23 protein-coding genes and 1 pseudogene are annotated in these 26,363 nt (G+C 65.1%); 10 read left to right on the top strand and 14 right to left on the bottom strand.

What is annotated here, in order from left to right; genetic code table 11:
• Window positions 1-154: 154 nt before the first annotated feature.
• Window positions 155-1,549, bottom strand: a complete 1,395-nt coding sequence (locus ACOXXX_RS06365) for an MATE family efflux transporter (protein ID WP_422825718.1) — start codon at window positions 1,547-1,549, stop codon at window positions 155-157.
• Between the two features lie 723 nt (window positions 1,550-2,272).
• Here ACOXXX_RS06365 and ACOXXX_RS06370 point away from each other — a divergent pair.
• Window positions 2,273-2,476: a hypothetical protein gene (locus ACOXXX_RS06370; RefSeq protein WP_422825719.1), complete on the top strand. Its 204-nt coding sequence runs from the start codon at window positions 2,273-2,275 to the stop codon at window positions 2,474-2,476.
• Between the two features lie 82 nt (window positions 2,477-2,558).
• Here the strand turns inward: ACOXXX_RS06370 and ACOXXX_RS06375 are convergent, their stop codons facing one another.
• Window positions 2,559-2,831, bottom strand: coding sequence for a hypothetical protein (locus ACOXXX_RS06375; protein ID WP_422825720.1), 273 nt, complete (start codon window positions 2,829-2,831; stop codon window positions 2,559-2,561).
• A 142-nt stretch (window positions 2,832-2,973) separates the two neighbouring features.
• Here ACOXXX_RS06375 and ACOXXX_RS06380 point away from each other — a divergent pair, with 142 nt between their 5' ends.
• The gene (locus ACOXXX_RS06380; RefSeq protein WP_422825721.1) at window positions 2,974-3,867 is read left to right on the top strand and encodes a LysR family transcriptional regulator; all 894 of its coding nucleotides are present in this window, start codon (window positions 2,974-2,976) and stop codon (window positions 3,865-3,867) included.
• Window positions 3,868-3,986: 119 nt separating this feature from the next.
• Here ACOXXX_RS06380 and ACOXXX_RS06385 read toward each other — a convergent pair whose 3' ends face one another.
• From ACOXXX_RS06385 to ACOXXX_RS06400, 4 genes and pseudogenes are all read right to left on the bottom strand, one after another.
• Window positions 3,987-4,904, bottom strand: a complete 918-nt coding sequence (locus ACOXXX_RS06385; RefSeq protein WP_422825722.1) for a DMT family transporter — start codon at window positions 4,902-4,904, stop codon at window positions 3,987-3,989.
• Between the two features lie 242 nt (window positions 4,905-5,146).
• Window positions 5,147-5,281, bottom strand: a complete 135-nt coding sequence (locus tag ACOXXX_RS06390; RefSeq protein ID WP_422825723.1) for a hypothetical protein — start codon at window positions 5,279-5,281, stop codon at window positions 5,147-5,149.
• A complete protein-coding gene (locus ACOXXX_RS06395) occupies window positions 5,274-8,432 on the bottom strand; it encodes an LAGLIDADG family homing endonuclease (RefSeq protein ID WP_422825828.1) in 3,159 nt (1,052 codons plus the stop codon). Before ACOXXX_RS06395 ends, ACOXXX_RS06390 begins: the two co-directional genes overlap by 8 nt.
• A gap of 21 nt (window positions 8,433-8,453) precedes the next feature.
• Window positions 8,454-8,678: pseudogene (locus ACOXXX_RS06400) on the bottom strand (ribonucleotide reductase N-terminal alpha domain-containing protein); the annotation flags it as partial.
• A 123-nt stretch (window positions 8,679-8,801) separates the two neighbouring features.
• Between ACOXXX_RS06400 and ACOXXX_RS06405 the strand changes: the two are divergent.
• Entirely contained in the window at window positions 8,802-9,233 is a 432-nt protein-coding gene (locus ACOXXX_RS06405) for a DUF1489 family protein (RefSeq protein WP_422825724.1), read from the top strand.
• Between the two features lie 99 nt (window positions 9,234-9,332).
• Window positions 9,333-10,196 (top strand): glutathione-dependent disulfide-bond oxidoreductase, encoded by an 864-nt coding sequence (gene yghU, locus ACOXXX_RS06410; RefSeq protein WP_422825725.1) that lies wholly within the window; start codon window positions 9,333-9,335, stop codon window positions 10,194-10,196.
• 95 nt (window positions 10,197-10,291) lie between these two features.
• On the opposite strand, the gene ACOXXX_RS06415 is transcribed toward yghU, so the two are convergent.
• The 3 genes from ACOXXX_RS06415 to choW all read right to left on the bottom strand — a co-directional run bounded on the left by ACOXXX_RS06415 (window position 10,292) and on the right by choW (window position 12,473).
• A complete protein-coding gene (locus ACOXXX_RS06415) occupies window positions 10,292-10,504 on the bottom strand; it encodes a CsbD family protein (RefSeq protein WP_422825726.1) in 213 nt (70 codons plus the stop codon).
• Between the two features lie 128 nt (window positions 10,505-10,632).
• Window positions 10,633-11,643 carry a choline ABC transporter ATP-binding protein gene (choV, locus tag ACOXXX_RS06420; RefSeq protein ID WP_422825727.1) on the bottom strand — a complete coding sequence of 337 codons (1,011 nt, stop codon included), beginning with the start codon at window positions 11,641-11,643 and terminating at the stop codon, window positions 10,633-10,635.
• Complete coding sequence (choW, locus tag ACOXXX_RS06425; protein WP_422825728.1) at window positions 11,640-12,473, bottom strand: choline ABC transporter permease subunit; 834 nt, start codon at window positions 12,471-12,473, stop codon at window positions 11,640-11,642. Before choW ends, choV begins: the two co-directional genes overlap by 4 nt.
• Window positions 12,474-12,585: 112 nt before the next feature.
• Here choW and ACOXXX_RS06430 point away from each other — a divergent pair, with 112 nt between their 5' ends.
• Entirely contained in the window at window positions 12,586-13,224 is a 639-nt protein-coding gene (locus tag ACOXXX_RS06430; RefSeq protein WP_422825729.1) for a glutathione S-transferase family protein, read from the top strand.
• Between the two features lie 51 nt (window positions 13,225-13,275).
• Here ACOXXX_RS06430 and choX read toward each other — a convergent pair whose 3' ends face one another.
• The 4 genes from choX to hisS form a co-directional block, all read right to left on the bottom strand.
• Window positions 13,276-14,202, bottom strand: a complete 927-nt coding sequence (gene choX, locus ACOXXX_RS06435) for a choline ABC transporter substrate-binding protein (protein WP_422825730.1) — start codon at window positions 14,200-14,202, stop codon at window positions 13,276-13,278.
• 79 nt (window positions 14,203-14,281) lie between these two features.
• Window positions 14,282-14,998 carry an ATP phosphoribosyltransferase gene (hisG, locus tag ACOXXX_RS06440; RefSeq protein ID WP_422825731.1) on the bottom strand — a complete coding sequence of 239 codons (717 nt, stop codon included), beginning with the start codon at window positions 14,996-14,998 and terminating at the stop codon, window positions 14,282-14,284.
• Window positions 14,995-16,065 (bottom strand): ATP phosphoribosyltransferase regulatory subunit, encoded by a 1,071-nt coding sequence (locus ACOXXX_RS06445; RefSeq protein WP_422825829.1) that lies wholly within the window; start codon window positions 16,063-16,065, stop codon window positions 14,995-14,997. Before ACOXXX_RS06445 ends, hisG begins: the two co-directional genes overlap by 4 nt.
• 14 nt (window positions 16,066-16,079) lie before the next feature.
• A complete protein-coding gene (hisS, locus tag ACOXXX_RS06450) occupies window positions 16,080-17,543 on the bottom strand; it encodes a histidine--tRNA ligase (protein WP_422825732.1) in 1,464 nt (487 codons plus the stop codon).
• Between the two features lie 201 nt (window positions 17,544-17,744).
• Between hisS and ACOXXX_RS06455 the strand changes: the two genes are divergently transcribed.
• A complete protein-coding gene (locus tag ACOXXX_RS06455; RefSeq protein WP_422825733.1) occupies window positions 17,745-17,948 on the top strand; it encodes a SlyX family protein in 204 nt (67 codons plus the stop codon).
• Between the two features lie 5 nt (window positions 17,949-17,953).
• On the opposite strand, the gene dnaE is transcribed toward ACOXXX_RS06455, so the two are convergent.
• Complete coding sequence (dnaE, locus tag ACOXXX_RS06460; RefSeq protein ID WP_422825734.1) at window positions 17,954-21,454, bottom strand: DNA polymerase III subunit alpha; 3,501 nt, start codon at window positions 21,452-21,454, stop codon at window positions 17,954-17,956.
• Window positions 21,455-21,573: 119 nt separating this feature from the next.
• Between dnaE and ACOXXX_RS06465 the strand changes: the two genes are divergently transcribed.
• From ACOXXX_RS06465 to xdhB, 4 genes are all read left to right on the top strand, one after another.
• Complete coding sequence (locus ACOXXX_RS06465; protein WP_422825735.1) at window positions 21,574-21,903, top strand: ArsR/SmtB family transcription factor; 330 nt, start codon at window positions 21,574-21,576, stop codon at window positions 21,901-21,903.
• Window positions 21,900-22,370 carry an SRPBCC family protein gene (locus tag ACOXXX_RS06470; RefSeq protein WP_422825736.1) on the top strand — a complete coding sequence of 157 codons (471 nt, stop codon included), beginning with the start codon at window positions 21,900-21,902 and terminating at the stop codon, window positions 22,368-22,370. The genes ACOXXX_RS06465 and ACOXXX_RS06470 overlap by 4 nt, the downstream gene beginning before the upstream one ends.
• Window positions 22,371-22,541: 171 nt before the next feature.
• A complete protein-coding gene (xdhA, locus tag ACOXXX_RS06475; RefSeq protein ID WP_422825737.1) occupies window positions 22,542-23,915 on the top strand; it encodes a xanthine dehydrogenase small subunit in 1,374 nt (457 codons plus the stop codon).
• Window positions 23,916-23,946: 31 nt separating this feature from the next.
• Window positions 23,947-26,355: a xanthine dehydrogenase molybdopterin binding subunit gene (gene xdhB, locus ACOXXX_RS06480; protein WP_422825738.1), complete on the top strand. Its 2,409-nt coding sequence runs from the start codon at window positions 23,947-23,949 to the stop codon at window positions 26,353-26,355.
• The last annotated feature ends 8 nt before the right edge of the window (window positions 26,356-26,363 follow it).

Consider the following 26,363-nt stretch of genomic DNA (forward strand, 5'->3'; position numbering starts at 1 on the left):
CTCAAAACGGGGGGGCGCGCCCGTCATCAACCCCGGGGGCCCGGGTGGACGGGCGCCCACAAACGCGGTCCCCCGCGCCAATCTCCAGCGGCCGGTTGCGACCTTCGCCGCCGGGAACGGGTCTGAGGCACTGGCAGGAACCCGGACGGACGTGTCAGCGGCGTCTGTGCATCAGGCTCATGAGCCGTGCCTGACGCTCGAAAGGCTCTTCCGGCCCGGGCGCACCGGCCTCTGCGCTCATCATCCGCTGAACCATCAGCGCAGCGATGCCCGCAAAGATTACGCCGCCCGCTGCCTGCCCGATCAGAACGCCCGCCGCGCCGAACATCGCGCCCCCCGCCAGAACGAACGGCACGGTGCCCAGCGTGTGCCGCCCCCAGTTGATCCCGGTGGAGCGGAACGGATGGCCCATGTTGTTGAACGCCGCGTTCGCGACGAAGATCACCCCGTTGAAGAAGAACGCCAGCGCCAGCGGCCCGCAGAAAAGCACGATCAGGTCGCGCGTCACCCCCTCGGCTTCGAAAAGCGCGATGATCGGGCCGCGCAGGGCAAAGAGGATCGCGGTCATGGCCAGGGTGAAGATACCGCAGAACAGCACGCCGTCGCGCCAGGCCTGCCTCACCCTGTCCATGCGTCCCGCGCCGAAATTCTGGCCGATCACCGGCCCGATGGCCCCCGACAGCGCAAAGATCACGCCGAAGGCCACAGGGGTCATCCGGCTCACGATGGCCATGCCCGCCACGGCCGCCTCGCCAAAGCTGGCCATGGCGCGGGTGACGACGGCCTGTCCCAGCGGCGTGGCCAGCTGGGTCAGGATCGCCGGGGCGGCGATGGTCACGATGGGCGGCAGGGCTACCGACAGCTCGGACACGCCCGGCCGCGCCAGCCCGCCGTGGTGGCGGAAGATCGGGATCAGCGCCGTGCCTGCGATCACCAGCCGCGCCGCCACGCTGGCCAGCGCCGCCCCTGCCAGGTCAAGTCCCAGTCCGAAGATCAGAATCGGGTCGAGCGCCGCGTTGACCAGCGCGCCCCAGATCGTCGCCATCATCGCGCGGCGCGCATCACCATGCGCGCGCAGGATCGCGCCGCCCACCATGCCGACGATCAGGAACGGCAAGCTGGGCACGATGATGCGCAGATAAAGAACGGCAAGATCCAGCGTCTCGCCCGAGGCGCCCATAAGCGCCGCCAGTGATCCGAGGTTCAGCCAAACCGCCGCCGCGAAGATCGCGCCGAAAACCACGCCCCAGACCAGCGCGGCCGCCGCCTGCGAGCGGGCCAGATCCGCATCGCCCCGCCCCAAGGCGCGGGCCACCAGCGCACCTGCGGCGATCGCCATGCCGATGCCGAAGGACGTTGTGAAGAACAGGATCGCGCCGGCATATCCCACCGCCGCGGCCAGTTCCGCGTTGCCCAGCATCGAGATAAAGACCATGTCGATGAAGTCGACCGCAAAGACCGCCATCAGCCCCACCGACGAGGTCAGCGCCATCACCGTGATGTGGCGAAAGAGGTTGCCCTCTAGAAAAACGGCGCGCGCTTCGGCCATGGGGCCTCCTGTTCGGGGTCTGATCGATCCACCCCGCCTTTGCGACGACGGGTCGATCCGCGGGAACCGACACGCGGGTGGTGCGCCAAACGTTCCAGCAGTAGAGGTCAGATCACGAGGAAAGCGAAGGGCAAATATCGAAGAGGCCGTAGAGCGCGGGCCTCGCGCGCGTTGATACGGGTCTTCCGCAGCTAAACACGAGGACGCAGAAGGCCCCCACGATGCCCGTCGCCTGCAACAAGGTCGTCCAGCCATTGGCCCAAAGACCAGGCCATGGCGTTCAGCGCGAAGACCCAAGGCCGCGTTGCCGCAAGAGCCATGACACTGTCCAGCAGAGTCCAGCCGACCTGGGGAACAAGGTCGTGGCTGAAGGGCCGATCAGGTGCCGCGCGTTTCACACCCAACATGGTGATCGCGTGCCCGAGGATGATCGGGCGTCCCTTTCCCCGCGCGTCGTCATAGCCGAGACCGGTCGGATCAGGACGACAAGGTCGGGCACCTTGCCCGCGGCATCAAGGTGGAGGATGTATATGCCGGTAATGGCCACACGGCCAACGCTATCGCGAAACGCGGGGTCATTTCCGAGAACCCCGCGCTCTGATCGGATATCGGGGCGGACCTCAAGCCTCAGATGTCCGCCCGAAACGACCGTTCGCCCATCGCCGATCGGGTGCGCGACGCCCAGGTCGACCTGATGCCTGCCGGACGGAGCGGGCCGAGGATATGGCCCTTGCGCTTTGTATCAGCCGCAGCACCTTGCAGCGGCGGTTGCGCGCGGCCGGCACATCCTATCAGGCCGCTCTCGACGCCACGCGGCGCGACATGGCATTCCGGGATCTCACCAAAACCACCCTGCGCGCCGACGAGATCGCGAATGTCCTCCTAGGCGAATTGCGCAAGGCGCAGGTCGAACCGATCCTGAGGTGACAGGTTCGCATCGATACCCTCGCGCTTGACCACCGCTTTTTCATGGTCGAGCAGGGAAGGCGAGCGCCAGAGCCACAGGGGTCTACGCCTCTTCCAGGAAGTAGCTGAGCTGCTCTATGAACCCGAACTTTCGCATCACGTCATCGCCGCGCGGCGAGCGGCTGATTTCGCGCAGTTTCTCGAGATCGTGGACCTGACCGACCACGGCGGCCTGATTGGCATCCTGCGGGTCGCGCAGAAACGTCATCTTGCCGACGGCTTCGCCAAAGACCTCTTTGTGAGCTTTATGAAAATCCTCAAGCTCGGCCCCGACGGGGATATGAGAAACGCGGCAGACAGATACGAGCATGGTCATGGTGTGTCCTTTCAAACCTTGGGATGCGCCGGCCGTTTGGTCGGCTTGCCTTAGGATGACACGGACGGATTACTGTGGGTATATAGGCATTATAGGCTTTATAGTTTCATAGGATCGAACAATGATAGATCAGCTCAGGACCATGGCGATCTTCCAGACGGTGGCTGAGCTTGGATCGTTTCGGCAGGCCGCGAAGGTGCTGAACCTGTCGCCCTCGGTGGTCAGCCATCACATCTCGAAACTCGAAGAGCACCTGGGCACACCACTGCTTTACCGATCCACCCGGCGCATGTCGCTGACCGATGCGGGACTTGAGTTGCTGGCGGCAAGCCAGCGCATGACGGCTGCCGCCCAGGATGGGCTGGCAGCCATCCAGCGGCGGGCAAAGCAGCCCTTTGGAACGCTGACGATTGCCGCTGCGACGCCGCTGGCGCAAAGCCCTTATGCCGAAGCCTTTACACGCTTTGCTCAGACCTACCCCGATGTGCATCTGAAAATTCAGCTTGATGACCGGTCGGTTCCTCTTGAGGGCTCGACCATCGATGTTGCCATTCGCGGGCGCACCAAGGAGCTCGACGACAGCAGCTACAAGGCGCGCAAGCTGGGCAACCTGCAGTTCTGCGTCTTCGCGGCGCCGTCCTACGTACATGGCCGGCCGAAACCGCACACGATTGAGGATCTGGCCGATTGGCATTGGATCCAAAGCTCACCGATTTCATGGACCGATTTCGCGAGGTCTGCGGATGGAACAGCGCCCGAACGGACACCGAAAATCGTGGCGACCTGCAACAATTTCGCATTGGCCCGGAAGTTTGTTGATGAGGGGCTGGGCTTCATGATCGAGACCTACCCGCTTGTTGCCGATGACATTCGCGCCGGGCGTCTGGTCCATCTTTTGCCACGGGCAAAACTACGCCCGATCGACGTTTATGCCATCTACCCGGCGAACAGTCCCAAGGATGGGATTGCGCATCTGTTTGTTGATTTCATGATGAATCAGGCCTGGGCTGCCGAGCATAGCTTTGGTCTCAGGTGATCGAATGCAACGCGGGAAAGCTGACATGGGCGCGGCCGCAGCGAAGGGTGATTTCCAGAGACGAGGCGTGAAAGTCCGGTTTGGGTCAAATATCGGCTCCGGGCCGTTGCATCCGTATGCTAAGGGGTCGTGATCGGCGGAGGTTTTCGGCGCTTTCCCGACAGCGCATTACCGACGATGGCAGCGAGCAGGACCGCACCGCCGATCAGGGTATAGACGCTCGCGGTTTCGCCCAGAAAAAGCCAGACCCAGAGCGGGCCAAGCAGGACTTCGGCCAAGGACAAAAGCGCGAGCTCTGCCGCGGGCAGGCTGCGTGAGCCCAGCGTGTAGAGGATCAGCCCGGCACCGACCTGGAAGACCCCCATACCCATCGCGATGCCGCCATCCCGGGCGCTCAGCACGACCGAGAGCCCGAGGCCCAGGCAAATCGCCAAGGTGATGGCGATCGCGAGAACGCCCGACAGGAAAACCGCTGGCAGCATTTCCCCCGTGCGTCCCCATCGCAGCGCCACGGTGAAGACGGCGAAGCCGAAAGCCGATCCAAGCGCGGCAAGGCTGCCCCTCAGGACCACGCCGCCGGACTTGTCGGCGACCATGATCGCGATTCCGCCGATTGCCACGGCGATGGCGAACCAGGTTGCGCCGCGGACAGGCTCCCGCAACACGATCCAGCCAAGCACCGCGGCCATGAACGGCGCGGTCGCAAACAGAAGCATGGCATTCGCGACCGACGTGTTCTGGATCGCGTAGATCCCGCCCGAATAGGCTGCGACCAGCGAAAGCCCCGCGATGATCGCCGTGGCGCCGATGCGTCGGATTTGAACAAACGGGCTTTCGCCCGAGCGCACGCGGATAAGTATGTACAGGAACAGCGACAGGCTGACCGACCTGTAAAGCAGTATCTGCCACACGACGGCATCCTCGATCAGGCGAATGCCAAGGCCGACGGTCGACCAAAGCACACCCGCCGCAAAGACGAATAGCACACCGTATTTGTGGGCATCCGTGTTGGTGGAGGCTGGCGAAATGGATGTCATGTCTGGCCGATCAGGAAGGTCACTGCGCCAAGGGTAATGTCTCGGCCGGCGTTTTGATCACTCATTAGCGACATTGATGGAGGCTGCTGCAAACCGCCATACGGAACCAGCATCACTGAAGGGTTCACGGAGGACCGCGACAGGGACGCTGCATTTGAAATGCACATAGCACGCACAAATGTCTGGCCTTGGCCGATTGCATTATTTGCATTTGGCCAAGGCGCCATCGCTTCACGCCACGGCTACTGGACGAATTCCACGTGCCATCCGTCCGCATTGGTTTCGACCGGCACCATGTGCATGATGTCGGTCAAATCGCCGACGTCACGGCCATGATGTCGCACCGGTTTCAGCAGGATCACACAAGTCTCAGCCACATTTGGAATGGCCGCAGCTGGCGCAGGTCATACAGCCTTCGACCATGCGCATGTCGTACTGGCCGCAGCTCGGGCAGGCCTTGCCGCGCGGGGTGTCGAGGTTCACGACACGGGCCTGCGGGTCGGTCTTGAGGCCCATGCCTTCGCCTTCGAGGAACCCGGTGGCCACGAGGTGCTGTTCGATCACGCCGCCGATGGCCGCGAGGATCGACGGGATGTACTTGCCCTTGATCCAGGCGCCGCCGCGCGGGTCGAAGACGGCCTTGAGCTCTTCGACCACAAACGACACGTCGCCGCCGCGCCGGAACACCGCCGAGATCATCCGCGTCAGCGCCACGGTCCAGGCGAAATGCTCCATGTTCTTGGAGTTGATGAACACCTCGAACGGCCGCCTGCGCCCGCCGACGATGATGTCGTTGATCGTGAGGTAGATCGCATGTTCGCTGTCAGGCCACTTGAGCTTGTAGGTATTGCCCTCGAGCGTCTGCGGACGGTCCAGCGGTTCGGACATGTAGACCACATCGCCATGCGGCTGCTGCGGCTCGGCGTCGTCATTGGCGATGACCTCGGGGGCGGCGGGCTTCTCCTCCGCCACGCTCAAGACCGATCCCGTGACGTCGTTCGGGCGGTAGGTGGTGCAGCCTTTGCAGCCGCTCTCCCACGCCTGCAGGTAGACCTCCTTGAAATCCTCGAAAGAGATATCCTCGGGGCAGTTGATCGTCTTGGAGATCGAGCTGTCGACCCATTTCTGCGCCGCCGCCTGCATGCGCACGTGATCGAGCGGCGCAAGGGTCTGGGCGTTGACGAAGTAGTCGGGCAATTCGGCGTCACCGAACTTTTCGCGCCACATCTGCACGGCGTAATCGACCACCTCTTCTTCGGTCCGGCTGCCGTCCTTCTGCAGCACCTTGCGGGTGTAGGCATAGGCAAAGACCGGTTCGATCCCGGAACTGACGTTGCCGGCGTAAAGCGAGATCGTGCCGGTGGGCGCGATCGAGGTCAGCAGCGCGTTGCGGATGCCGTGTTCGCGGATCGCGGCGCGCACGTCCTCGTCCATCTGCATCATCGTGCCGGATGCCAGATATTCCTCGGCATCGAAAAGCGGGAAGGCGCCCTTTTCCTTGGCCAGCTCCACAGAGGCAAGGTAGGCCTCGCGCGCGATGAGGTGCAGCCAGTCCTCGGTCTGCTGCGCCGCCTCTTCCGATCCGTACCGCAGCCCGCACATCAGCAGCGCATCGGCCAGACCGGTGACCCCCAGCCCGATGCGGCGCTTGTTGCGCGCCTCTTCGGCCTGCTGGGGCAGCGGGAAACGGCTGGCGTCGACGACATTGTCCATCATCCGCACCGCGGTGCGCACCAGATCCGTCAGCGCCGCCTTATCGACCGACGCCGCATCGCCGAACGGATCGGCCACCAGCCGCGAAAGGTTCACCGATCCCAGCAGACAGGCACCATAGGGCGGCAGGGGCTGTTCGCCGCAATTATGAACATAAAATCCGTTGGCATCGAAAGCGTTGACACCCGGCACCTGCACGTCGAAGACCTCGGCCATGCCCTCCTCTTCGACGCTGCTAATTTGCGCGACGAACCGTTCGCGGTTGAGCGCCCGCTTGTAGCCGCCAAGCGCCGACACCAGCCGCTGCGCCTTGTCCGCATCGGCAAAGCCGACGCGGCTGTGGAAGGCCTGCAGGTTTTCACCGCTGACCACCAGTTCGTGCTGCGCTTTGACATGATAGACGGCCTGACCGCCCTTGCCGTCCGGCAACAGCGCCTCGCTGCCGTTGGGGCGGCGGTCAGAATAGATGACAGCATTCACGCCCAACCGCGCAAGCATCCGTTGTGCGGCTTGCAGCAGCATCAGATCGCTTTGCGCCAGGCGCACCGAAACGCCCTTTTCCTGGCTGCCCTGCACCGATCCGTCGGCGTCGAAAAGCCCCTGCAGCACGGCCGCGACGAACCCGGGCGCGGCCGCTTCGATTTGTGGCGTTATGGCCTTGTGACCGCGGGACAGGCCAAAGCGCGCGGCCAGGTCGGTCAGCGCGGCCGTTCCAATCCGATATTCGCCGCGACCGTCCACGCGTTGCCATCCCGCAAAATCCGCGCGATGCGGCAAGGCGCGCAACAGCGCCTCGACCTTGGTCATGACCGGATCAGCGACGCTTGCGCCGTTGGCGACAGCCGCGCTTGGCCAGACCGAAATCAGCGTCTTGTCGTCACGGATCACACCGTCACCGATCAGAATGCCCAGCAGGTAGCCCTGAGCGTCCTCCGGGTTTTCCACAACAGGCGCCCTGCGGTGATCGTGCAACATCACCTCGTCGCCGATGGCAAGCTTCCCGGCCTCTACCCAGTCCGACTCAAGCCGCCAGCGCGTGCGCGACGTGACCTTGCGCACCAGATGATCCTCGGTCAGCCGCAAGACACGCCCGCAGCGTGTCGAAAGCCGTTTGACGGGCTTGGTCCCGGTCGGAAAGAACCCTTCGGGCCCACTGGCATAAGCTCTCCCGTCGACCATCGCATCGAACGGCTGCCCGACCAGATCGCTCACCTGTCGGGCGCCGTCGCGGGTGGCAACCCAGGTATCGGCAGTCACACAGGGATTGGTTGCGGCGATGGTTTCCACGTAGCTCAGGTTGTTGGCCTGGTTGATGCGGTCGATGAAGATTACGCCGGGTTCGGCATAGTCGTAGGTGGCGCGCATGATCCGGTTCCACAGGTCGCTGGCCTGCACGGTCTTGTAGACCTTGTCGCCGAACCGCAGGTCCCAAGGGCCGTCGGCCTTGACCGCATCCATGAAGGGATCGGTCACAAGCACCGACAGGTTGAACATGCGCAGGCGCGCTGCATCGGATTTGGCGCCGATGAAATCCTCGATATCCGGGTGGTCGCAGCGCATGGTCGCCATCATCGCGCCCCGGCGCGATCCGGCGGACATGATGGTGCGGCACATCGCGTCCCAGACATCCATGAATGACAGCGGGCCCGAGGCATCGGCGGCCACGCCCTTCACATCCGCGCCCTTGGGCCGGATGGTGCTGAAGTCATAGCCGATACCGCCCCCCTGCTGCATGGTCAGCGCGGCCTCTTTCAGCATTTCGAAGATGCCGCCCATGCTGTCGGGGATCGTGCCCATCACGAAACAGTTGAACATGGTGACAGACCGCCCGGTGCCCGCGCCCGCGGTGATCCGGCCCGCGGGCAGGTATTTGAAATCCTCGAGCGCGGTATAGAACCGGTCTTCCCAAACGGGGGCGTCATCCTCGACCTCGGCCAGGGACCGGGCGATGCGGCGCCAGGTATCTTCGACCGTGCGGTCGATTGCCGCGCCGTCCGCCTCTTTGAGGCGGTATTTCATGTCCCATATCTGTTCGGCGATAGGGGCGGCAAAGCGGGTCATGGGCGATTCCCTTGGATTCGGTCACGAGTCGGGCTAATTGAGAAGCAACACACTACAGTTAGAAGTACCGGTTGGCTAGTACACAACATCTTTGAAGACTGTGGGTAAGTCTGTGGATAGAGTATGGACAAGTTCACGCATCTGATCAAACTGAGCGTCGGCACCGAAGCCGTCGAGGGGCTGCAGGCCTGGCAGGCGTCATCGCGCGCCAAGGGGCCGGACGGCTTGCCTCGGCACGTCACCCGTATGTGGCCCAAGCGCGAGGCGGAAATCCTCAACGGCGGCAGCATCTACTGGGTGATCAAGGGCGTCGTGCAATGCCGCCAGCGCATCCTGCGGCTGGACGAGGTCACGGGGTCGGACGGCATCCGCCGCTGCGCCATCGTGCTTGAGCCGAAACTGGTTCGCACCAACCCCGCGCTGAAACGCCCGTTTCAGGGCTGGCGCTATCTGGATCCGGCAGATGCGCCCGCCGACCTGTCCGCGCGCCGCGCTGAGGATGACGCCCTGCCGCCGCAACTGGCCGGGGCGCTGGCCGAGATCGGGGTGCTTTAACCCCGCACAGCCGCCCTGCGGCGCTGCACATCGAACGACCTCTGGCAATTTGCGGGCGGGGTCATACCTTTTCCGGAACGTTCCAGAAAGGACCCTGCGATGACCGAAAGCTACACCCCGCCGAAAGTCTGGACCCATGACGCCGGCTCCGGTGGCAAGTTCGCCAATATCAACCGCCCCGTGTCCGGCCCGACCCACGACAAGGACCTGCCGGTTGGCAAACATCCGTTCCAGCTTTATTCACTGGCGACCCCCAACGGGGTGAAGGTCACCGTGATGTTCGAAGAGCTGCTGGCCGCAGGTCATGCAGGGGCCGAATACGATGCCTGGCCGATCAAGATCGGTGATGGCGACCAGTTCGGGTCTGGGTTTGTCGGGGTGAACCCGAATTCGAAGATCCCGGCGCTGATGGATCACAGCGGCGACACACCGGTGCGCATCTTCGAATCCGGGGCGATTCTGTTGCACCTGGCCGAGAAGTTCGGCGCTTTCCTGGGCGCACCGGCGGACCGGCCCGAGATGCTGTCCTGGCTGTTCTGGCAGATGGGCAGCGCGCCCTACCTCGGGGGCGGCTTCGGCCATTTCTACGCCTATGCGCCCGAGCCGATGGAATACCCGATCAACCGCTTCACCATGGAAGCCAAGCGCCAGCTGGACGTGCTGGACAAGCGGTTGGCCGACAACCGCTACCTGGCCGGGGACAGCTACACGATCGCCGACATGGCGGTCTGGTCGTGGTACGGGCAACTTGTGCTTGGGCGTCTGTACAACGCGGCAGAGTTTTTGGACGTAGAAAGCTACACCGACGTCGTCCGCTGGGCGAAAGAGATAGATGCCCGCCCCGCGGTCCTGCGCGGACGCATGGTCAACCGCACCTTCGGAGAGCCTGAGCTGCAACTGCATGAACGCCACGATGCGGCGGATTTCGACACGCAGACACAGGACAAGATCGGGGCGGACTGACGCTGGCCGACCAAACGAGTTGATCTGGCACCGCCCGAAACAAAACGGGCCCTGACGCGATAACGTCAGGGCCCGTACGTGTCATGGATCAGGCGTTACGACCGGTTGTCGGACTCGTCGCCGTTCAGCGCGTCCTTGATCTCGCCCTTGGTCTCTTGCGCTTCGCCTTTCAGCTTCTGCGCCTTGCCTTCAGCTTGCAACTGTTCGTTGTCAGTCGCCTTGCCGATCGCGTCCTTTGCGGCACCTGCCACCTTGTTCGCGGCGCCTTTTGCCTTGTCTGCAAATTCACTCATGGCGTTTCCTTTCATGTCGAAATGTCATGTCTACGTGCCTGCCGCAGCGCTAACATCGTCACGCTGCGGGGTCTGAAGAGGAAACGCGCGAGGCCCGCTTTGGTTGCATCGCACCGATCACGCTTCGGTGTAGGTTTGTCCACTCAGGCAGAGAGCCGCGCGACGATGCTGTCCGATGTGACCTGCCCGATAGGCTTGCCCAGAGACTCCACCGTCAGGCTCTTCTGATCCCTGAGCGCCGTCATCACCTCGCGCACGGGCAACTCTGAATTCACGGACACGACACCGCCCTCCCCCGGCACCATGACGTCGCGCGCGGTCAGCACCCCCAGCGGGTTCATGTTGGCGACGAAATCAGCGACGTAGTCCGACGCGGGGTTGGAAAAGATGTCGCGCGGGGTTCCGCATTGCACGATCCGCCCGCCTTCCATGATGGCGATGCGGCCGCCCAGCTTGAACGCCTCGTCCAGATCGTGGCTGACAAAGATGATCGTGCGCTGCAGCCGCGCCTGCAATTCCAGCAATTCGTCCTGCAGGCGGGTGCGGATCAGGGGGTCGAGGGCGGAAAACGGCTCGTCCATCAGCAGGATCGGCGCTTCGGTGGCAAAGGCGCGGGCCAGGCCCACACGCTGCTGCATGCCGCCCGAAAGCTCGGCCACCCTGGCGCCGGCGCGTTCCGACAGGCCCACAAGCTCAAGCTGTTCGGCGACCTTCCGGTCACGCTCGGCCTCGGGCATGCCCGCGAGTTCGAGGCCAAAACCCACATTCTCCGTCACCGTGCGCCAGGGCAACAGGCCGAACTGCTGAAACACCATCGCCACGCGGGTCTGGCGGATATGGCGCAGCACCGCGGGCTTGCAGCTGGTCACATCGACCATGTGGCCGCCATCGTTGACCAGCACCGCGCCGCGCGCCACCGGGTTGAGCCCGTTGACCGCCCGCAGCAGCGTCGACTTGCCCGACCCCGAAAGGCCCATGAGCACGAGGATTTCTCCCTCGTCCACGTCCAGCGTGCAGTCGTGCACGCCCAGCACCTGATCCGTGGCCGCCTGGATTTCCGACCGGGTCTTGCCCTGATCGGCGAGCGGCAGCGCCTTGTCCGGCGCGTTGCCGAACATGATGCTGACCTTCTGGAATTCGACCGCCTTTTTCATTTCGCACCCACCCGCAGCATCCGGTCCAGCATGATCGCGACTACCACGATGACAAAGCCCGACTCAAAGCCCAGCCCGGTGTCCACACGGTTGAGCGCGCGTACCACCGGCACCCCCAGCCCGTCGGCCCCGACAAGGGCGGCGATGACCACCATCGACAGCGACAGCATGATCGTCTGGTTCAACCCGGCCATGATCTGCGGCAGGGCATAGGGCAGCTCGATCTTCCACAGGATCTGCCGTTTCCGCGCGCCAAACGCCTCTGCCGCCTCGAGCAGCGCTGTCGGCGTGTTCGAGATGCCCAGATGCGTCAGGCGGATGGGGGCTGGCACCACGAAGATCACCGTGGCGATCAGGCCTGGCACCATGCCGATGCCGAAGAACACGATGGCGGGGATCAGATAGACGAAGGTCGGCAACGTCTGCATCAGGTCCAGCACAGGGCGCATCGTGGCGTAAAGCCGGGGCCGGTGCGCCGCGGCGATGCCGATGGGCACGCCGATCCCCATGCAGACCACGCAGGCCGACAGCACCAGCGTCAGGCTTTCGGTGGTTTCTTCCCAGTAGCCCTGGTTGACGATGAAAAGGAAGCCAAGCCCGATGAAGAGCGGCAGTTTCCAGCCTCGGTGAATGACCCATGTGAGCGCCACGAAGGCCGCGATCACCAGAAGCTCCGGCGGCGTCTGCAACACCCACAGGATCGCCTCGATCAGCCATTCCATCACGAGCGCCATCCCGTCAAAGAACCACGCGCCGTTGCTTTGCAACCAGCCAAAGATCGCTTCGGCCCAGTCCCCGATCGGGATTTTCCTGTCTGTCAGCCAGTCCATCGCCGCGTCCCCCTTGCCGATCGCGCCGGGGCGCGGTCCGATTGTGCGTTCTGCATTGTCATGCTGCAGTGTTAAGGCTTTTCTATCCCAAGAACAGCTACGGGAGGCAAGGATGCAGAAACTCACCTTCTACACGAACCCGATGTCGCGGGGGCGGATCGTGCGCTGGATGCTCGAAGAGGTGGGCGCGCCCTACGACACCGTCCTGCTGGGCTACGACACCACGATGAAGGCGCCGGAGTATCTGGCGATGAACCCGATGGGCAAGGTGCCGGCCATCCGCCACGGCAACACGGTGGTGACCGAGGGCGGCGCGATCTGCACCTATCTGGCCGACGCCTTTCCGGATGCAGGCCTTGCCCCCACCCCCCGCAGTCCGGACCGTGGCCCCTACTACCGCTGGATGTTCTTCGGCGCCGGGCCGGTCGAGGCAGCGGTCACGGCGGCCTCTTTCGGGTTCGACACCAAGGACCCGGCCGCCTACCGTCGTGCGGGCTGGGGAAACCTCGATGCCGTGGCGGACGCATTGTCGGGCCTGCTGTCGGACGGGCGCCCGCATCTGCTGGGCGAGGCATTCAGCGCTGTCGATGTCTATCTGGGCTCGCAGATCGTCTGGGGGCGGCAGTTCAGCGGCCTGCCCGACCGGCCCGGGTTCGACGATTACATCGCCCGCATCACCTCCCGCCCCGCGGCGGTGCGGGCCGCCGAAATCGACGATGCGCTGGGTCAGGACGGCGACGGGCAGGCCTGAAAATTGAGACGCTGCCCGGTGGCCCGGGCAGCGCGCGTATCTTGATGTCGCTCAGTTGGCCAGCGTCATCTGCGCCGCCTCGAGCCCGCTGCTGCCGTCGATGTGGGTCACGCCGTCAAGCCAGGCCGGGATGACCGCGTCATAATTCTCGGCGATCCAGGTGGCGGCGGCCTCGTTGGGGTTCATGCCGTCATCGAGGATCGCGCCCATGATCTCGTTCTCCATCTCGAGGGTGAACGCCATGTTCTGCAGCAACTTGCCCACATTGGGGCATTCCTCGACATAGCCTGCGCGGGTGTTGGTATAGACCGTGGCGCCGCCCAGGTCGGGGCCAAAGTAATCGTCGCCGCCGGTCAGGTAGGTCAGGTCATAGTTGGCGTTCATCGGGTGCGGTTCCCACGCCAGAAAGACGATGGGTTCGTCCTTTCCGGTCGCGCGCCCCACCTGCGCCAGCATCCCCTGTTCCGAGCTTTCCTTGACATCGAACCCTTCAAGGCCAAAGGCGTTTTCCTCGATCATGCTCAGGATCAGGCGGTTGCCGTCATTGCCGGGCTCGATACCATAGATTTCACCTTCCAGCGCGTCCTCGTGCTCGGCGATCTTGGAAAAATCGTCGATGCCCATTGCGGCGCCGGCTGCGTTGGTGGCCAGGGTGTACTTGGCCCCTTCGAGGTTGGCGCGCACGGTGTCGACGGTGCCTGCCTCACGGTAGGGGGCAATGTCGGCCTCCATCGTGGGCATCCAGTTGCCCAAGAACACGTCAATGTCGCCCGCCGCCATCGAGGTATAGGTGACCGGCACCGACAGCACCTTGATGTCGGTCGTGTATCCCAGCGCGTCCAGCACGACAGAGGCCGCCGCAGTCGTGGCGGTGATGTCGGTCCAGCCGACGTCCGAGAACACCACCTCGTCGCAGTTGGCAAAGGCCGTCCCGGCCACGAGTGACAGCGCCAGCGCGCTTGTGAATGTCTTGGTCATTGCTTTCTCCCGTTGGAAATGATCCTGCCCCGACTAAGCGCGGTTTTGCAGGAATTTGCAACCGAACGCGCGGGCGAGGCTATCCCCGGGTGCGGTTGCGCACATCAAGGCCCAGCCGGTCGTACAGCGCGCATAGCGTCGCCTGATGGGCTTCGTCACGCACCGCCGCGCGGCTGCGATAAAGGGTCGCCTGACTGCGCAACACCGGCTCCTCGGCCAGCACCTTGAGGTGGTTGGCGCGCAGCGTCTCCCCGGTCGAGGTGATGTCGGCTATCGCCTCGGCGGTCAGGTTCTTCACCGTGCCCTCGGTCGCGCCCTGGCTGTCGACCAGCTGATAATCCGCCACGCCGCCGTGGCGCAGGTATTCGCGCACCAGCCGGTGGTACTTGGTCGCGATGCGCAGGCGGAACCCGTGCCGCGCACGAAACGCCGCCGCCACCGCGTCCAGATCATCAAGCGTGTCCACATCGACCCAGGCCGCAGGCACGGCGATGATCAGGTCGGCAAAGCCGAAACCCAGTTCCGCCAGCGGTTCGACCTGCTGATCCCATTGCACCAGCTTTTCCTGCACCAGATCGGTGCCCGTCACGCCCAGATGAATGCGCCCCGCCGCCAGTTCGCGCGGGATCTCTCCGGCCGACAGCAGCACGAGGTCGATGCCCGCGATCCCTTCGACCGCGCCGGCATATTCCCGTTCCGACCCGGTGCGCGTCAGGGTCAGCCCGCGCTCACCGAACCACTGGAATGCCTTTTCCATCAGCCGCCCCTTCGACGGCACGCCCAGCTTCACGCTCATCGTACCGCCCCCCCAAGCATGCGCAGGATGTCGGGCCGGATCACGCCCCCCACCGCCGGGATGCTGGCCCCCTGCCCGAGCTGCCGGGTCAGTGCGTCATAGCGCCCGCCGGTGGCGACCGGCGGCAGGTCGGGCTGCGCCTCGGCGTAAAAGCCAAAGACGAAACCGTCGTAATACTCCATCGAGGTGCGCCCGTAGGACGCCTCGAAATCAAGGGTACCGACATCCACCCCGCGCGCCGAAAGCGCGTCGCAGCGGCGGGCAAAGCGTTCGACGGCGGAATGAATCGCGGGCAGGTCGACAGCGATGTCGCGCAGGTGATCCAGCGCATAGGCGCAGGTTTCGCGGACCGCCAGCACCGCGTCGATCAGCGCCACCTGGCCTTCAGACAGTGGCGGTTCCGCCGCATCCTCGCGCAGCGCCGCGACGCGGGCGGCAATCTCGGCCTCGCCGCGCAGGCCGATCACCGGTGCCGCATTGGCCATGGGATCGCCTTCGGCCAGCAGGGCGGCGCGGGTCGGCGGCATCGCCGTGCGCCCGGCAAACCGGTCGATCAGCTGGCGAAACCGCCGTGGCCGCCAGATGTGCCGCATCAGCGCCGCGCGCCTGCGCGCAGAGGTCTTCAGCCCCTGCACAGCCGCGGTCAGGATGCCGATGTCGCCGGTGGCCGCGCGCAGGTCATGACCCCCGAGCACGTCGCGGAAAAGCGCAAACACCTCCGCATCCGCCGCCTGCGGATCGCGGCGGTCGAATACCTCGTAACCGACCTGCAGGTATTCCGACGCACGTTCCGGATGATCCTCCTGCCGACGAAACACCGCGCCCGCGTAGGTGTAGCGCGCCGGTTCCGCGCCGCCCCGCATGTGCATCTGCACCACCGGCACCGTGAAATCCGGGCGCAGCATCTGCTCGCCCCGGCTGGGATCCTGCGTCACATAAGCCCGCGCGCGGATATCCTCGCCGTAAAGATCGAGCAGCGTTTCCGCCGGTTGCAGGATCGCGCAATCGACGGCCTGCGCGCCCGCCGCTTCGAACGCTGCGCGCAGCCGCGCCGCCTCGTCCTGCATGAGCACCGGTCCGGTCACGATCCCAGGATCTCTTTCACCTTGGCGACCAGATCGGCGCGGAGCACTTCGTACTGGCTGGGCCGGTCCTTCCATTCCTCGAGCGTCGCATTTTCGGCAATCTGCGCCCCCAGTATCAGGTCCTTGATCTGCACCACGCCCTTGTCGAACTCATCGCCCCCCGCGATGACCGCGACGGGGCTGCCGCGCTTGTCGGCGTATTTCAGCTGGTTGCCAAAGTTCTTGGGGTTGCCGAGGTAGACCTCGGCCCGGATCCCCGCATGGCGCAGCTCGGTCACCATGGTCTGGTAATCGGCCATCCGGTCGCGATCCATCACGGTCACGACCACCGGCCCGCGCGCGGTCTGGTCGATGCGCCCCTTTTCATGCAGCGCCGCGAGCAGCCGGTCCACCCCGATGCTGACACCGGTGGCCGGCACCACCTGCCCGGTAAAGCGCTTGACCAGATCGTCATAGCGGCCGCCGCCCGCGACCGACCCGAACTGCCGCTTGCGGCCCTTGTCGTCGAGGATGTCAAAGGTCAGCTCTGCCTCGAACACCGGCCCGGTATAATAGCCAAGGCCGCGGACGACCGACGGGTCGATGACGATGCGGTCGGGACCATAGCCCTGCGCCGCCAGCAGATCGGCCATCATGCGCAATTCCTCGACACCCTGCGCACCGATTTCGGAGCCGCCCACTGCGGCCGTCAGGTTCGCCAGCGTCTCATCCGCCGTGCCGCCTTTCGAGGTCAGGAACGCCAGCACCGGCGCGGCCTGTTCATCACTCAGCCCCACACCGTCGATATACGCCCCCGAGGCATCGAGCCGCCCCTTGCCCAGCAACTCGCGCACCCCGGCCTCGCCGACCTTGTCGAACTTGTCGATGGTGCGCAGCACCGCGTCGCGCTGATCCTCGGCCACGTCCATGACCTCAAGCACACCGTTCAAAACCTTGCGGTTGTTGATCCGCACGACGTAGTCGCCACGCGGAATGCCCACCTCTTCCAGGCAATCCGCCAGCATCGCGCAAATCTCGGCATCCGCCGCCACCGACGCCGCGCCTACGGTATCGGCATCGCACTGATAGAACTGCCGGAACCGCCCCGGCCCCGGCTTTTCGTTGCGCCAGACCGGCCCCATGGCATAGCGCCGGTAAGGCAGCGGAAGATCGTTGCGGTGCTGGGCATAGACCCGCGCCAGCGGCGCGGTCAGGTCGTAGCGCAGCGCCACCCACCCCTCGGCGTCATCCTCCCAGGCAAAGACGCCCTCGTTGGGCCGGTCGACGTCCGGAAGAAACTTGCCCAGCGCCTCGACCGTCTCAACAGCTGAGGATTCCAGCGCGTCAAAGCCGTAGCGATGATAGACCGCCGCGATCTTTTCCAGCATCTCAGTGCGCGCGCGCACCTCCGCACCGAAATAGTCGCGAAACCCGCGCGGCGTCTGCGCCTTGGGGCGGGGCTGCTTCTTGGTCTTGGCCATGGGGCGATCCAGCTCTGTGCACGTTCGCCGCCCAGATAGCCGCTCTCCCGCGCCGGAGCAAGCAACGCCCCCTTCTTCGGTTTCCAATAACCTCAGAGAGCACGAGAGACTGGTCTCTCGTATCGCCCGCCCGGGCGATCGGGCAATTGCACGCGACGCCCGAAACACCTATGTCGCGACCAACCAGAAGGACCCGCCCCGATGACCGACGTGACCGCCCTGACCGAACATCTGGCGCATCTGACCCGGATGCTGGACGACCTGTCGGATGTGGTCGCGCGCCAGGACCGGGAAATCGACCGGCTGACCCGCAAGGTCGAGATGCTGACCCTGCGCGAGGCCGAGCGTGAGGCGCAAAACAGCGGCGCGGTGGTGCTGGGCGACGAACGTCCGCCGCATTACTGATCGGCTCAGAACTCCTCGACCGCCATGATCCCGCCCAGCGACTTGATCGCGCCCTTGATTTCGGGCGTGACCGGGAATTGCTGTCCCAGATCCAGATCGACCTCGCCCGGCAGGGCCGGGTCCGACAGGCACAGGTGCACCGGACCGCGCGCGGCCTTGGGCAGCTGTTCCGCCGCGCGTTCCAGTACGGATGCGATATGCGGCAGGGCCGCCGATCCTTCGACGTATATCCGCAATCCCGCCGATCCCGCATCGGCCACCGCCACGTCCACCGGCGCGACCGACCGGCCCAGCAGTTTGAGCTGGTCGCTTTCCAGCGTCGCCTCGACCGTGACGACGACCTTCGCCCCGGTTTCCAGAAATTCACGGCTCTTTTCCAGCGTTTCGGAAAACAGCGTGACCTCGTAAGCGCCGGTCGTGTCGCTGAGCTGCGCAAAGGCAAAGCGGTTGCCGCGCGCCGATTTGCGCTCCTGCCGCCCCGCGACGACCCCGGCCATCTTGGCGATGCAGGCCCCGCGTTCGGCCTTGGCCAGCACCTCGTCGAGCGTGAGAACACCCTTGCGCTTCAGGGGGCCCATGTAGTCGTCCAGCGGATGGCCCGAGAGGTAAAATCCGATGGCCTTGAACTCTTCCGACAGCCGCTCGGCCGGCAGCCAGTCGCTGACCGGCGACAGGCGGGGTTCGGGCAGATCGTCACCGGCCTCGCCGAACAGCGACACCTGCGCCGATCCCTTCTGTTCGAAGATCGCCGCGGAATAGCCCACCAACGCGTCGAGCGAATCGAAGACCCGCCGCCGGTTCGGGTCAAGCTGGTCGAACGCGCCCGCCCGCGCCAGCATCTCGAGCGGACGCTTGCCCACCCGCTTGAGGTCGACCCGCCGCGCGAGGTCGTAAAGCGTGGCGAACGGTTTGTCGCCGCGCCCCTCGACCACCAGCCGCATCGCGTCGGTGCCCACGTTCTTGAGCGCGCCCAGCGCATAGACCAGCGCCCCGTCCGCCACATCGAACATCGCCTGCGACCGGTTCACGCAGGGCGGCACATACGCCAGGCCCAGCCCCTTCTTCACCTCTTCGAAATAGACCGCCAGCTTGTCGGTCAGGTGGATATCGCAGTTCATCACCCCGGCCATGAATTCGACCGGATGATTGGCCTTGAGCCAGGCGGTCTGATAGCTCACCACCGCATAGGCGGCGGCGTGGGACTTGTTGAAACCGTAGTTGGCGAACTTCTCCAGAAGGTCAAAGACCTCGCGCGCCTTCTTGGGTTCGACCCCGTTGGCCTTGGCGCCGGTCTCGAACTTCGGGCGTTCGGCGTCCATCGCCTCCTTGATCTTCTTGCCCATGGCGCGGCGCAGCAGGTCGGCGCCGCCCAGGCTATAGCCCGCCATTTCCTGCGCGATCTGCATCACCTGTTCCTGGTAGACGATGATGCCCTGGGTTTCCTCAAGGATATGGTCGATCAGAGGATGAACGGATTCACGTTCCCTGAGGCCGTTCTTGACCTCGCAATAGGTCGGGATGTTCTCCATCGGGCCGGGGCGATAAAGCGCCACCAGCGCCACGATATCCTCGATGCAGGTCGGCTTCATCCGCTTCAGGGCATCCATCATGCCCGAGCTTTCCACCTGGAACACCGCCACGGTCTTGGCCGCGGCGTAAAGTTTGTACGACGCCACGTCGTCCAGCGGGATCGCGCCGATGTCGTCCACCGCCAGTTCCGGCGGCTCGTAAAGCTCGGTCCCGTCGGCGGCGATGTGCAGATGCCGGCCGGATTTCTTGATGAGGTCGACAGCGTTCTGGATCACCGTCAGCGTTTTCAGACCCAGAAAGTCGAACTTCACCAGACCGGCCTGTTCGACCCATTTCATGTTGAACTGGGTCGCGGGCATGTCGGACCGCGGGTCCTGATAAAGCGGCACCAGCGCATCCAGCGGCCGGTCGCCGATCACCACCCCGGCAGCATGGGTCGACGCGTTGCGCAGCAGCCCCTCGACCTGCTGGCCGTAGGTAAGCAGCCGGTCCACCACCTCTTCGTTGCGGGCCTCTTCGCGCAGGCGCGGCTCGTCCGCCAGCGCCTTTTCGATGCTGACGGGTTTGACCCCCTCGACCGGGATCATCTTCGACAGCCGGTCGACCTGGCCGTAAGGCATCTGCAGCACCCGGCCGATGTCGCGCACCGCCGCCTTGGACAGCAGCGCACCGAAGGTGATGATCTGGCCGACCTTGTCCTTGCCGTACTTGTCCTGCACGTAGCGGATCACCTCTTCGCGGCGGTCCATGCAAAAGTCGATGTCGAAGTCGGGCATGCTGACCCGTTCGGGGTTCAGGAACCGTTCGAACAGCAGCGAATAGCGCAAGGGATCAAGGTCGGTGATCGTCAGCGCATAAGCCACCAGCGACCCCGCGCCCGATCCGCGGCCGGGACCAACGGGAATGTCGTGATCCTTGGCCCATTTGATGAAGTCGGCGACGATCAGGAAATAGCCGGGAAAGCCCATGCCCTCGATGATGCCCAGCTCGAATTCCAGCCGTTTTTCATACTCTTCCACCGGGGCCGCGTGCGGGATCACCCGCAGCCGCTCCACCAGCCCTTCCTTGGCCTGGCGGCGCAGTTCGTCGACCTCATCATCGGCGAATTTCGGCAGGATCGGATCGCGGCGGTAGGCCATGAACGCGCAGCGACGCGCGATCTCGACGGTGTTCTCGACCGCCTCCGGCAGATCGGCGAACAGCGTCACCATCTCTTGCTGCGACTTGAAGTAATGCTGCGGCGTCAGCCGCCGCCGGTCGCCCTGCTGGTCGACATAAGCGCCTTCGGCAATGCAGATCAGCGCATCATGCGCCTCGTACATCTCGGACTTGGGGAAATAGACGTCGTTGGTGGCGACAAGCGGGATGTCCATGGCATAGGCCATTTCGACAAAGCCGCGTTCGGTCTGGGCCTCGGCCTCTGGCAGGCCGCCGTCGCCCGGGTGGCGCTGCAATTCGACATAAAGCCGATCCCCGAACGCCCCGTGCAGCCGCACCATCAGCGCCTCGGCCGCACCCCGCTGCCCCTGCCGCAAGAGCCGACCCACCGGACCGTCCGGCCCGCCGCTGAGACAGATGAGGCCCTCGGCATGCTGTTCGAGTTCATCCATCGTCACATGCGCCAGCTGGCCGTCGCCGCGCAGGTAAAGGCACGAGTTCAGCTTCATCAGGTTCTCGTACCCGCCCTCGCTTTGTGCCAGCAGCACCAGCGCCGCCGGGTCCCGGGGTCGTTCGCCCTGCGCCGGGGCGACATAGCGCAAATCGACCTGGCAGCCGATGATCGGCTGGATACCCTCGCCCGCCGCCGCGACGGAAAATTCCAGCGCAGCGAAAAGGTTGTTGGTGTCGGTCACCGCCACCGCAGGCATGTCGGATTGTGCGCAAAGGCCGGGCAGCTTTTTCAGCCGCAGCGCACCCTCCAGCAGCGAATATTCGGTGTGGGTGCGCAGGTGGATGAATCGGGGGGTGTCGGTCATGGCGCCACACTAAGTTGCGGCGATGGGTGTGAGAAGGCCCAAATCGACTTTCTAAAAAACTTAGCCCAGGGGCTATCTTTCTTGTTGACGCGGAAACGATCCCGCCAATACTTAGCCAGATGGATAGCCAACTCGACGCCTTCTTCGCCGCCCTCTCAGACCCGACCCGCCGGGCAGTGATCGAACGTCTCACACAAGGTCCGGCGCCGGTGTCCGAACTTCACGCGCCGCACGACATGGCGCTGCCGAGTTTTCTCAAGCACCTGCGACGCCTTGAAACGGTCGGGCTCATCCGCAGCGAAAAAACCGGCCGCGTGCGTAGCGTGCGGCTGGCCCCCGAACCGCTGCACCGGGCAGAGGTCTGGCTCAATCAACAACGCAAGCTCTGGGAAGGCCGGACCGACCGGCTCCAGGCTCTGGCGGAAGCCCTGGAAAGGAAACCATCATGACCGATTTCGATCCGACCCTCGATCTGCGCATCGATCGCATGATCGCCGCCAGGCCCGAAACCTTGTGGCGCTGCTGGACCGATCCGGACCTCATCAAGCAATGGTTCTGCCCCGCACCGTGGCGCGTGTATCACGCCGAAATCGACCCCCGCCCCGGCGGTATCTTCCTGACCGCGATGGAAGGCCCTGACGGCGAACGCCACGACGGCGAGGCGGGGTGCGTTCTGGCAGCCGAACCGGGCAAGCTCTTTGCCTTCACCGACAGTCTCGGACCGGATTATCGCCCTCGCGGGTCCGGCTTTATGACCGGCATTATCACCTTTGCGGCCGAAGGCAACGGCACGCGGTACCTGGCGCAGGTGCTGCACGGCACAGCCGAAGACCGGCAGAAACACTTCGACATGGGCTTCGATGAGGGCTGGGGGACCGCCACCGATCAACTGGCAGCACTCGCGGCGACGCTCTGATGCACATGCAGCAGGCAGGGCGGCGCATCCGGCGCGGCCCCGCCGAAAAAAAGCTTGCAAAAGCGCGCGGCCCGCGCCTAGCCTGACCGAAAGACCGGCCCGCGCCCCCTCTACGCCGCATCGAGGGCGCGCATTCCAAGGGTTCTTTCGGTAAGGCGGCAGGTTTTCATCATGAATATCACCTTTCTTCTGAACGGAGAGAGTGTGTCGCTGACAGAGGTCGTTCCGACGACCACCCTGCTCGACTGGCTGCGCGAGGTGCGCGGGCTCACCGGCACCAAGGAAGGGTGCAATGAGGGGGATTGCGGCGCCTGCACGGTCATGGTCACCGACCCCGACGGCACGGCGCGCCCGCTCAACGCCTGCATCCTGCTGATGCCGCAACTCGACGGGCGCGCGGTGCGCACGGTCGAAGGCATCGCCGGCCCGGGCGGCGCGCTGCACCCGGTGCAGCAGGCGATGATCGATCTGCACGGGTCGCAATGCGGATTCTGCACGCCGGGCTTCATCGTCTCGATGGCCACCGCGCATCTCAACGGTGATGCCGCGCATGACGACGCGCTGGCGGGCAACCTGTGCCGCTGCACCGGCTACGCCCCTATCGTCCGCGCCGCAGAGGCCGCGGCGGGCGCCCCCGTGCCGCAGCACCTGCGCGACGATCCCGCCGCGCTGTCCGAACCCGGCCCGGCGGCAACGCAGGCCCCCGCCAGCGCCGATGCGCTGGCCGAGGCCTATGCCGCCAGCCCCGACGCGACGCTCATCGCCGGGGCGACCGATGTGGGGCTCTGGGTGACCAAGGGCCTGCGCGACCTGCCCGCGCCGATCTTTCTCAATAAATGCCGCGATCTTGCGCAGATCGAGGTGACCGACGATCAGATCCGCATCGGCGCCATGGTCACGATGGACCGGGTGCGGGACCTGATGCGCGATCACCACCCAAGCTATGCCGAAATGATCCGCCGCTACGGCTCTGCCCAAGTGCGCGCCGCCGCCACCATCGGCGGCAACATCGCCAACGGCTCGCCCATCGGCGACAACCCCCCGGCGCTGATCGCGCTGGGTGCCACGCTGCACCTGCGCTACCGCGACACCCGCCGGGAACTGCCGCTTGAGGCGTTCTTCCTCGACTACGGCAAGCAGGACCGCCATCCCGGCGAATTCGTCGAGGCCGTGACGATCCCCCGCCAGCCCGACCGGCTGCGGGTCTACAAGCTGTCCAAACGCTTCGATCAGGACATTTCCGCCGTCTGCGGCGCTTTCAGCGTCCGCACCGAAGACGACCGCGTGACCGAGGCGCGCATCGCCTTCGGCGGCATGGCCGGCATCCCGAAACGCGCGAGCAACGTGGAAAGGGCCCTGACCGGCAAGCCCTGGACCGACGACACCGTCGCTGCCACCTGGGACGCATGGGAGGATGATTTCCAGCCTCTGTCGGATATGCGCGCATCGGCCGACTACCGGTTGTCGGCGGCACGCAACATGTTGGCCCGCTACCTGCTCGACGATCTTGGCGCCACGACCTCGGTGCTGGAGGTGACGCCATGACCGCGCAAAGCCACACGAAAAGGGGTCGCCGATGACCGTCGCCAAACCCCTGCCGCATGACGCGGCGCATCTGCACGTGACCGGCCAGGCCCGGTATGTCGACGATATCCCGACTCCCACCGGCACCCTGCATCTGGCCTTCGGTCTGGCGACCATCGCCGCCGGGCGGATCACCGGGATCGACCTTGCCGCGGTGCGCGAGGCCCCCGGCGTCATCGCCGTGCTGCAAGCCTCTGATCTGCCGTATGCCAACGATGTCTCGCCTTCGGCACATGACGAACCGCTGCTTTCGGGATCGACCATCCATTATCACGGCCAGCCGGTGTTCCTGGTGGTCGCGACCACGCACCTTGCCGCCCGAAAGGCCGCGCGGCTGGCCCAGATCACCTATCAGGAGCGCGACGCGATCCTCGAGATCGAGGAGGCGATCGCCGCCGACAGCCGATTCGAGGACGGTCCGCGGATCTGGGAAAAGGGCAATGCGCCCGAGGCGATCGACGACGCACCCCGCCAGATCGAAGGCACGATCGAGATGGGCGGGCAGGAGCATTTCTACCTCGAAGGTCAGGCCGCGCTGGCGCTGCCGCAGGAAGGTGGCGACATGGTGGTGCACAGCTCCACCCAGCACCCGACCGAGATCCAGCACAAGGTCGCCGACGCCCTGGGCGTGCCGATGCATGCGGTGCGCGTCGAAACCCGGCGCATGGGCGGCGGCTTTGGCGGCAAGGAAAGCCAGGGCAACGCGCTGGCGGTGGCCTGCGCGGTGGCGGCGAACCTCACCGGACGGCCTTGCAAGATGCGCTATGACCGCGACGACGACATGGTCATCACCGGCAAACGCCATGATTTCCGGATCGAATACCGCGCGGGCTTTGACGGGCAGGGCCGCGTTTCGGGTGTCGAATTCGTGCAGTTCACCCGCTGCGGCTGGGCGCAGGACCTGTCGCTGCCGGTGGCCGACCGCGCGATGCTGCACGCCGACAACGCCTACCACCTGCCCCACGCCCGCATCGAATCGCACCGGCTGCGCACCAACACCGCCAGCGCCACGGCGTTCCGCGGTTTTGGCGGCCCGCAGGGGATGCTGGGCATTGAACGGGTGATGGACCATATCGCCCACGACCTTGGCCTTGACCCGTTGGCGGTGCGGCGGGCCAACTACTACGCGCCCCGCAGGAGCGCGCCCGCCCCCCAGTCCGCGCCGGAGGCGCCGCCGACCGCCAGTGCCGAAGGCACGGACCTTGCCAGCCGCGGCGCGACCGGACAGGTGCCGACAGGCACCGCCCCGCCGGTGCCCGAGGGCGCGCAGACCACGCCCTACGGCCAGCCTGTCACCGACTTCATCCTGAACGAACTGACCGACACGCTGGCCGAAAGCGCCGACTATGCCGACCGCAAGGCCGCTGTGGCCGACTGGAACGCCGCCAATCCGGTGATCAAGAAGGGCCTCGCGCTGACCCCGGTGAAATTCGGCATCTCGTTCACGCTCACCCACCTCAACCAGGCGGGCGCTCTGGTGCATGTCTACCAGGACGGATCGGTGCACATGAACCACGGCGGCACCGAAATGGGTCAGGGGCTGTTCCAGAAGGTGGCGCAGGTCGCCGCCACCCGCTTTGGCATCGACCTTGCGGCGGTCAAGATCACCGCCACCGACACCGGCAAGGTGCCCAACACCTCGGCCACGGCGGCGTCGTCGGGGTCGGACCTCAACGGCATGGCGGTCCAGGCCGCCTGCGACACCATCCGCGACCGCATGGCCGCGCATCTGGCCAAGCTGCACCAGGACACGCCCGGCGACGTGCGTTTTGCCGATGGCGCGGTCCACGTGGGCGGCAATCGCATCCCCTTCGCCGAGGCCGCGAAGCTGTGTTACGAGGGCCGCGTCAGTCTGTCCGCCACCGGATTCTACAAGACCCCCAAGGTGCAGTGGGACCGGATCAAGGGCCAGGGCCGCCCGTTCTTCTACTTCGCATACGGCGCGTCCTGTTCCGAAGTGGCGGTCGATACGCTCAGCGGCGAATACCGCATCCTGCGCACCGACATCCTGCACGACTGCGGCGCCTCGCTGAACCCAGCGCTGGACATGGGCCAGATCGAAGGCGGCTTTGTCCAGGGCGCGGGCTGGCTCACGACCGAGGAACTGGTCTGGGACGATGCGGGCCGCCTGCGCACCCATGCGCCATCGACCTACAAGATCCCCGCCTGTTCGGACCGTCCGCCCGTGTTCAACGTGACGCTCTGGGATGGTCGCAACACCGAAGACACCGTCTACCGCTCCAAGGCCGTGGGCGAGCCGCCGTTCATGCACGGCATTTCGGTGCTGATGGCGCTGTCGGATGCCATCGCGAGCTGCGGCACGGCGTATCCCGCGCTCGATGCGCCCGCCACCCCCGAACGGGTTCTGGCGACGATCCGCAAGGTGCAGGGCGATGGCTGAGCGGGCCG

The organism is Thalassococcus sp. BH17M4-6, from assembly GCF_049323015.1.
In the GTDB taxonomy this organism is placed as follows: domain Bacteria; phylum Pseudomonadota; class Alphaproteobacteria; order Rhodobacterales; family Rhodobacteraceae; genus Puniceibacterium.

Bases quoted from the DNA above. Each gene is read 5' to 3' on its own strand.
- hisG (WP_422825731.1), bottom strand. From the start codon at position 14,998: ATGAGCGTGAAGCTGGGCGTGCCGTCGAAGGGGCGGCTGATGGAAAAG.
- choX (WP_422825730.1), bottom strand. From the start codon at position 14,202: ATGACCAAGACATTCACAAGCGCGCTGGCGCTGTCACTCGTGGCCGGG.
- ACOXXX_RS06380 (WP_422825721.1), top strand. From the start codon at position 2,974: ATGGCGATCTTCCAGACGGTGGCTGAGCTTGGATCGTTTCGGCAGGCC.
- ACOXXX_RS06385 (WP_422825722.1), bottom strand. From the start codon at position 4,904: ATGACATCCATTTCGCCAGCCTCCACCAACACGGATGCCCACAAATAC.
- ACOXXX_RS06370 (WP_422825719.1), top strand. From the start codon at position 2,273: ATGGCCCTTGCGCTTTGTATCAGCCGCAGCACCTTGCAGCGGCGGTTG.
- ACOXXX_RS06415 (WP_422825726.1), bottom strand. From the start codon at position 10,504: ATGAAAGGAAACGCCATGAGTGAATTTGCAGACAAGGCAAAAGGCGCC.
- choV (WP_422825727.1), bottom strand. From the start codon at position 11,643: ATGAAAAAGGCGGTCGAATTCCAGAAGGTCAGCATCATGTTCGGCAAC.
- ACOXXX_RS06395 (WP_422825828.1), bottom strand. From the start codon at position 8,432: ATGTTCAACTGTTTCGTGATGGGCACGATCCCCGACAGCATGGGCGGC.
- ACOXXX_RS06470 (WP_422825736.1), top strand. From the start codon at position 21,900: ATGACCGATTTCGATCCGACCCTCGATCTGCGCATCGATCGCATGATC.
- ACOXXX_RS06430 (WP_422825729.1), top strand. From the start codon at position 12,586: ATGCAGAAACTCACCTTCTACACGAACCCGATGTCGCGGGGGCGGATC.
- choW (WP_422825728.1), bottom strand. From the start codon at position 12,473: ATGGACTGGCTGACAGACAGGAAAATCCCGATCGGGGACTGGGCCGAA.
- ACOXXX_RS06465 (WP_422825735.1), top strand. From the start codon at position 21,574: ATGGATAGCCAACTCGACGCCTTCTTCGCCGCCCTCTCAGACCCGACC.
- ACOXXX_RS06455 (WP_422825733.1), top strand. From the start codon at position 17,745: ATGACCGACGTGACCGCCCTGACCGAACATCTGGCGCATCTGACCCGG.
- ACOXXX_RS06375 (WP_422825720.1), bottom strand. From the start codon at position 2,831: ATGACCATGCTCGTATCTGTCTGCCGCGTTTCTCATATCCCCGTCGGG.
- xdhA (WP_422825737.1), top strand. From the start codon at position 22,542: ATGAATATCACCTTTCTTCTGAACGGAGAGAGTGTGTCGCTGACAGAG.
- hisS (WP_422825732.1), bottom strand. From the start codon at position 17,543: ATGGCCAAGACCAAGAAGCAGCCCCGCCCCAAGGCGCAGACGCCGCGC.
- ACOXXX_RS06365 (WP_422825718.1), bottom strand. From the start codon at position 1,549: ATGGCCGAAGCGCGCGCCGTTTTTCTAGAGGGCAACCTCTTTCGCCAC.
- xdhB (WP_422825738.1), top strand. From the start codon at position 23,947: ATGACCGTCGCCAAACCCCTGCCGCATGACGCGGCGCATCTGCACGTG.
- yghU (WP_422825725.1), top strand. From the start codon at position 9,333: ATGACCGAAAGCTACACCCCGCCGAAAGTCTGGACCCATGACGCCGGC.
- dnaE (WP_422825734.1), bottom strand. From the start codon at position 21,454: ATGACCGACACCCCCCGATTCATCCACCTGCGCACCCACACCGAATAT.
- ACOXXX_RS06445 (WP_422825829.1), bottom strand. From the start codon at position 16,065: ATGCAGGACGAGGCGGCGCGGCTGCGCGCAGCGTTCGAAGCGGCGGGC.
- ACOXXX_RS06405 (WP_422825724.1), top strand. From the start codon at position 8,802: ATGGACAAGTTCACGCATCTGATCAAACTGAGCGTCGGCACCGAAGCC.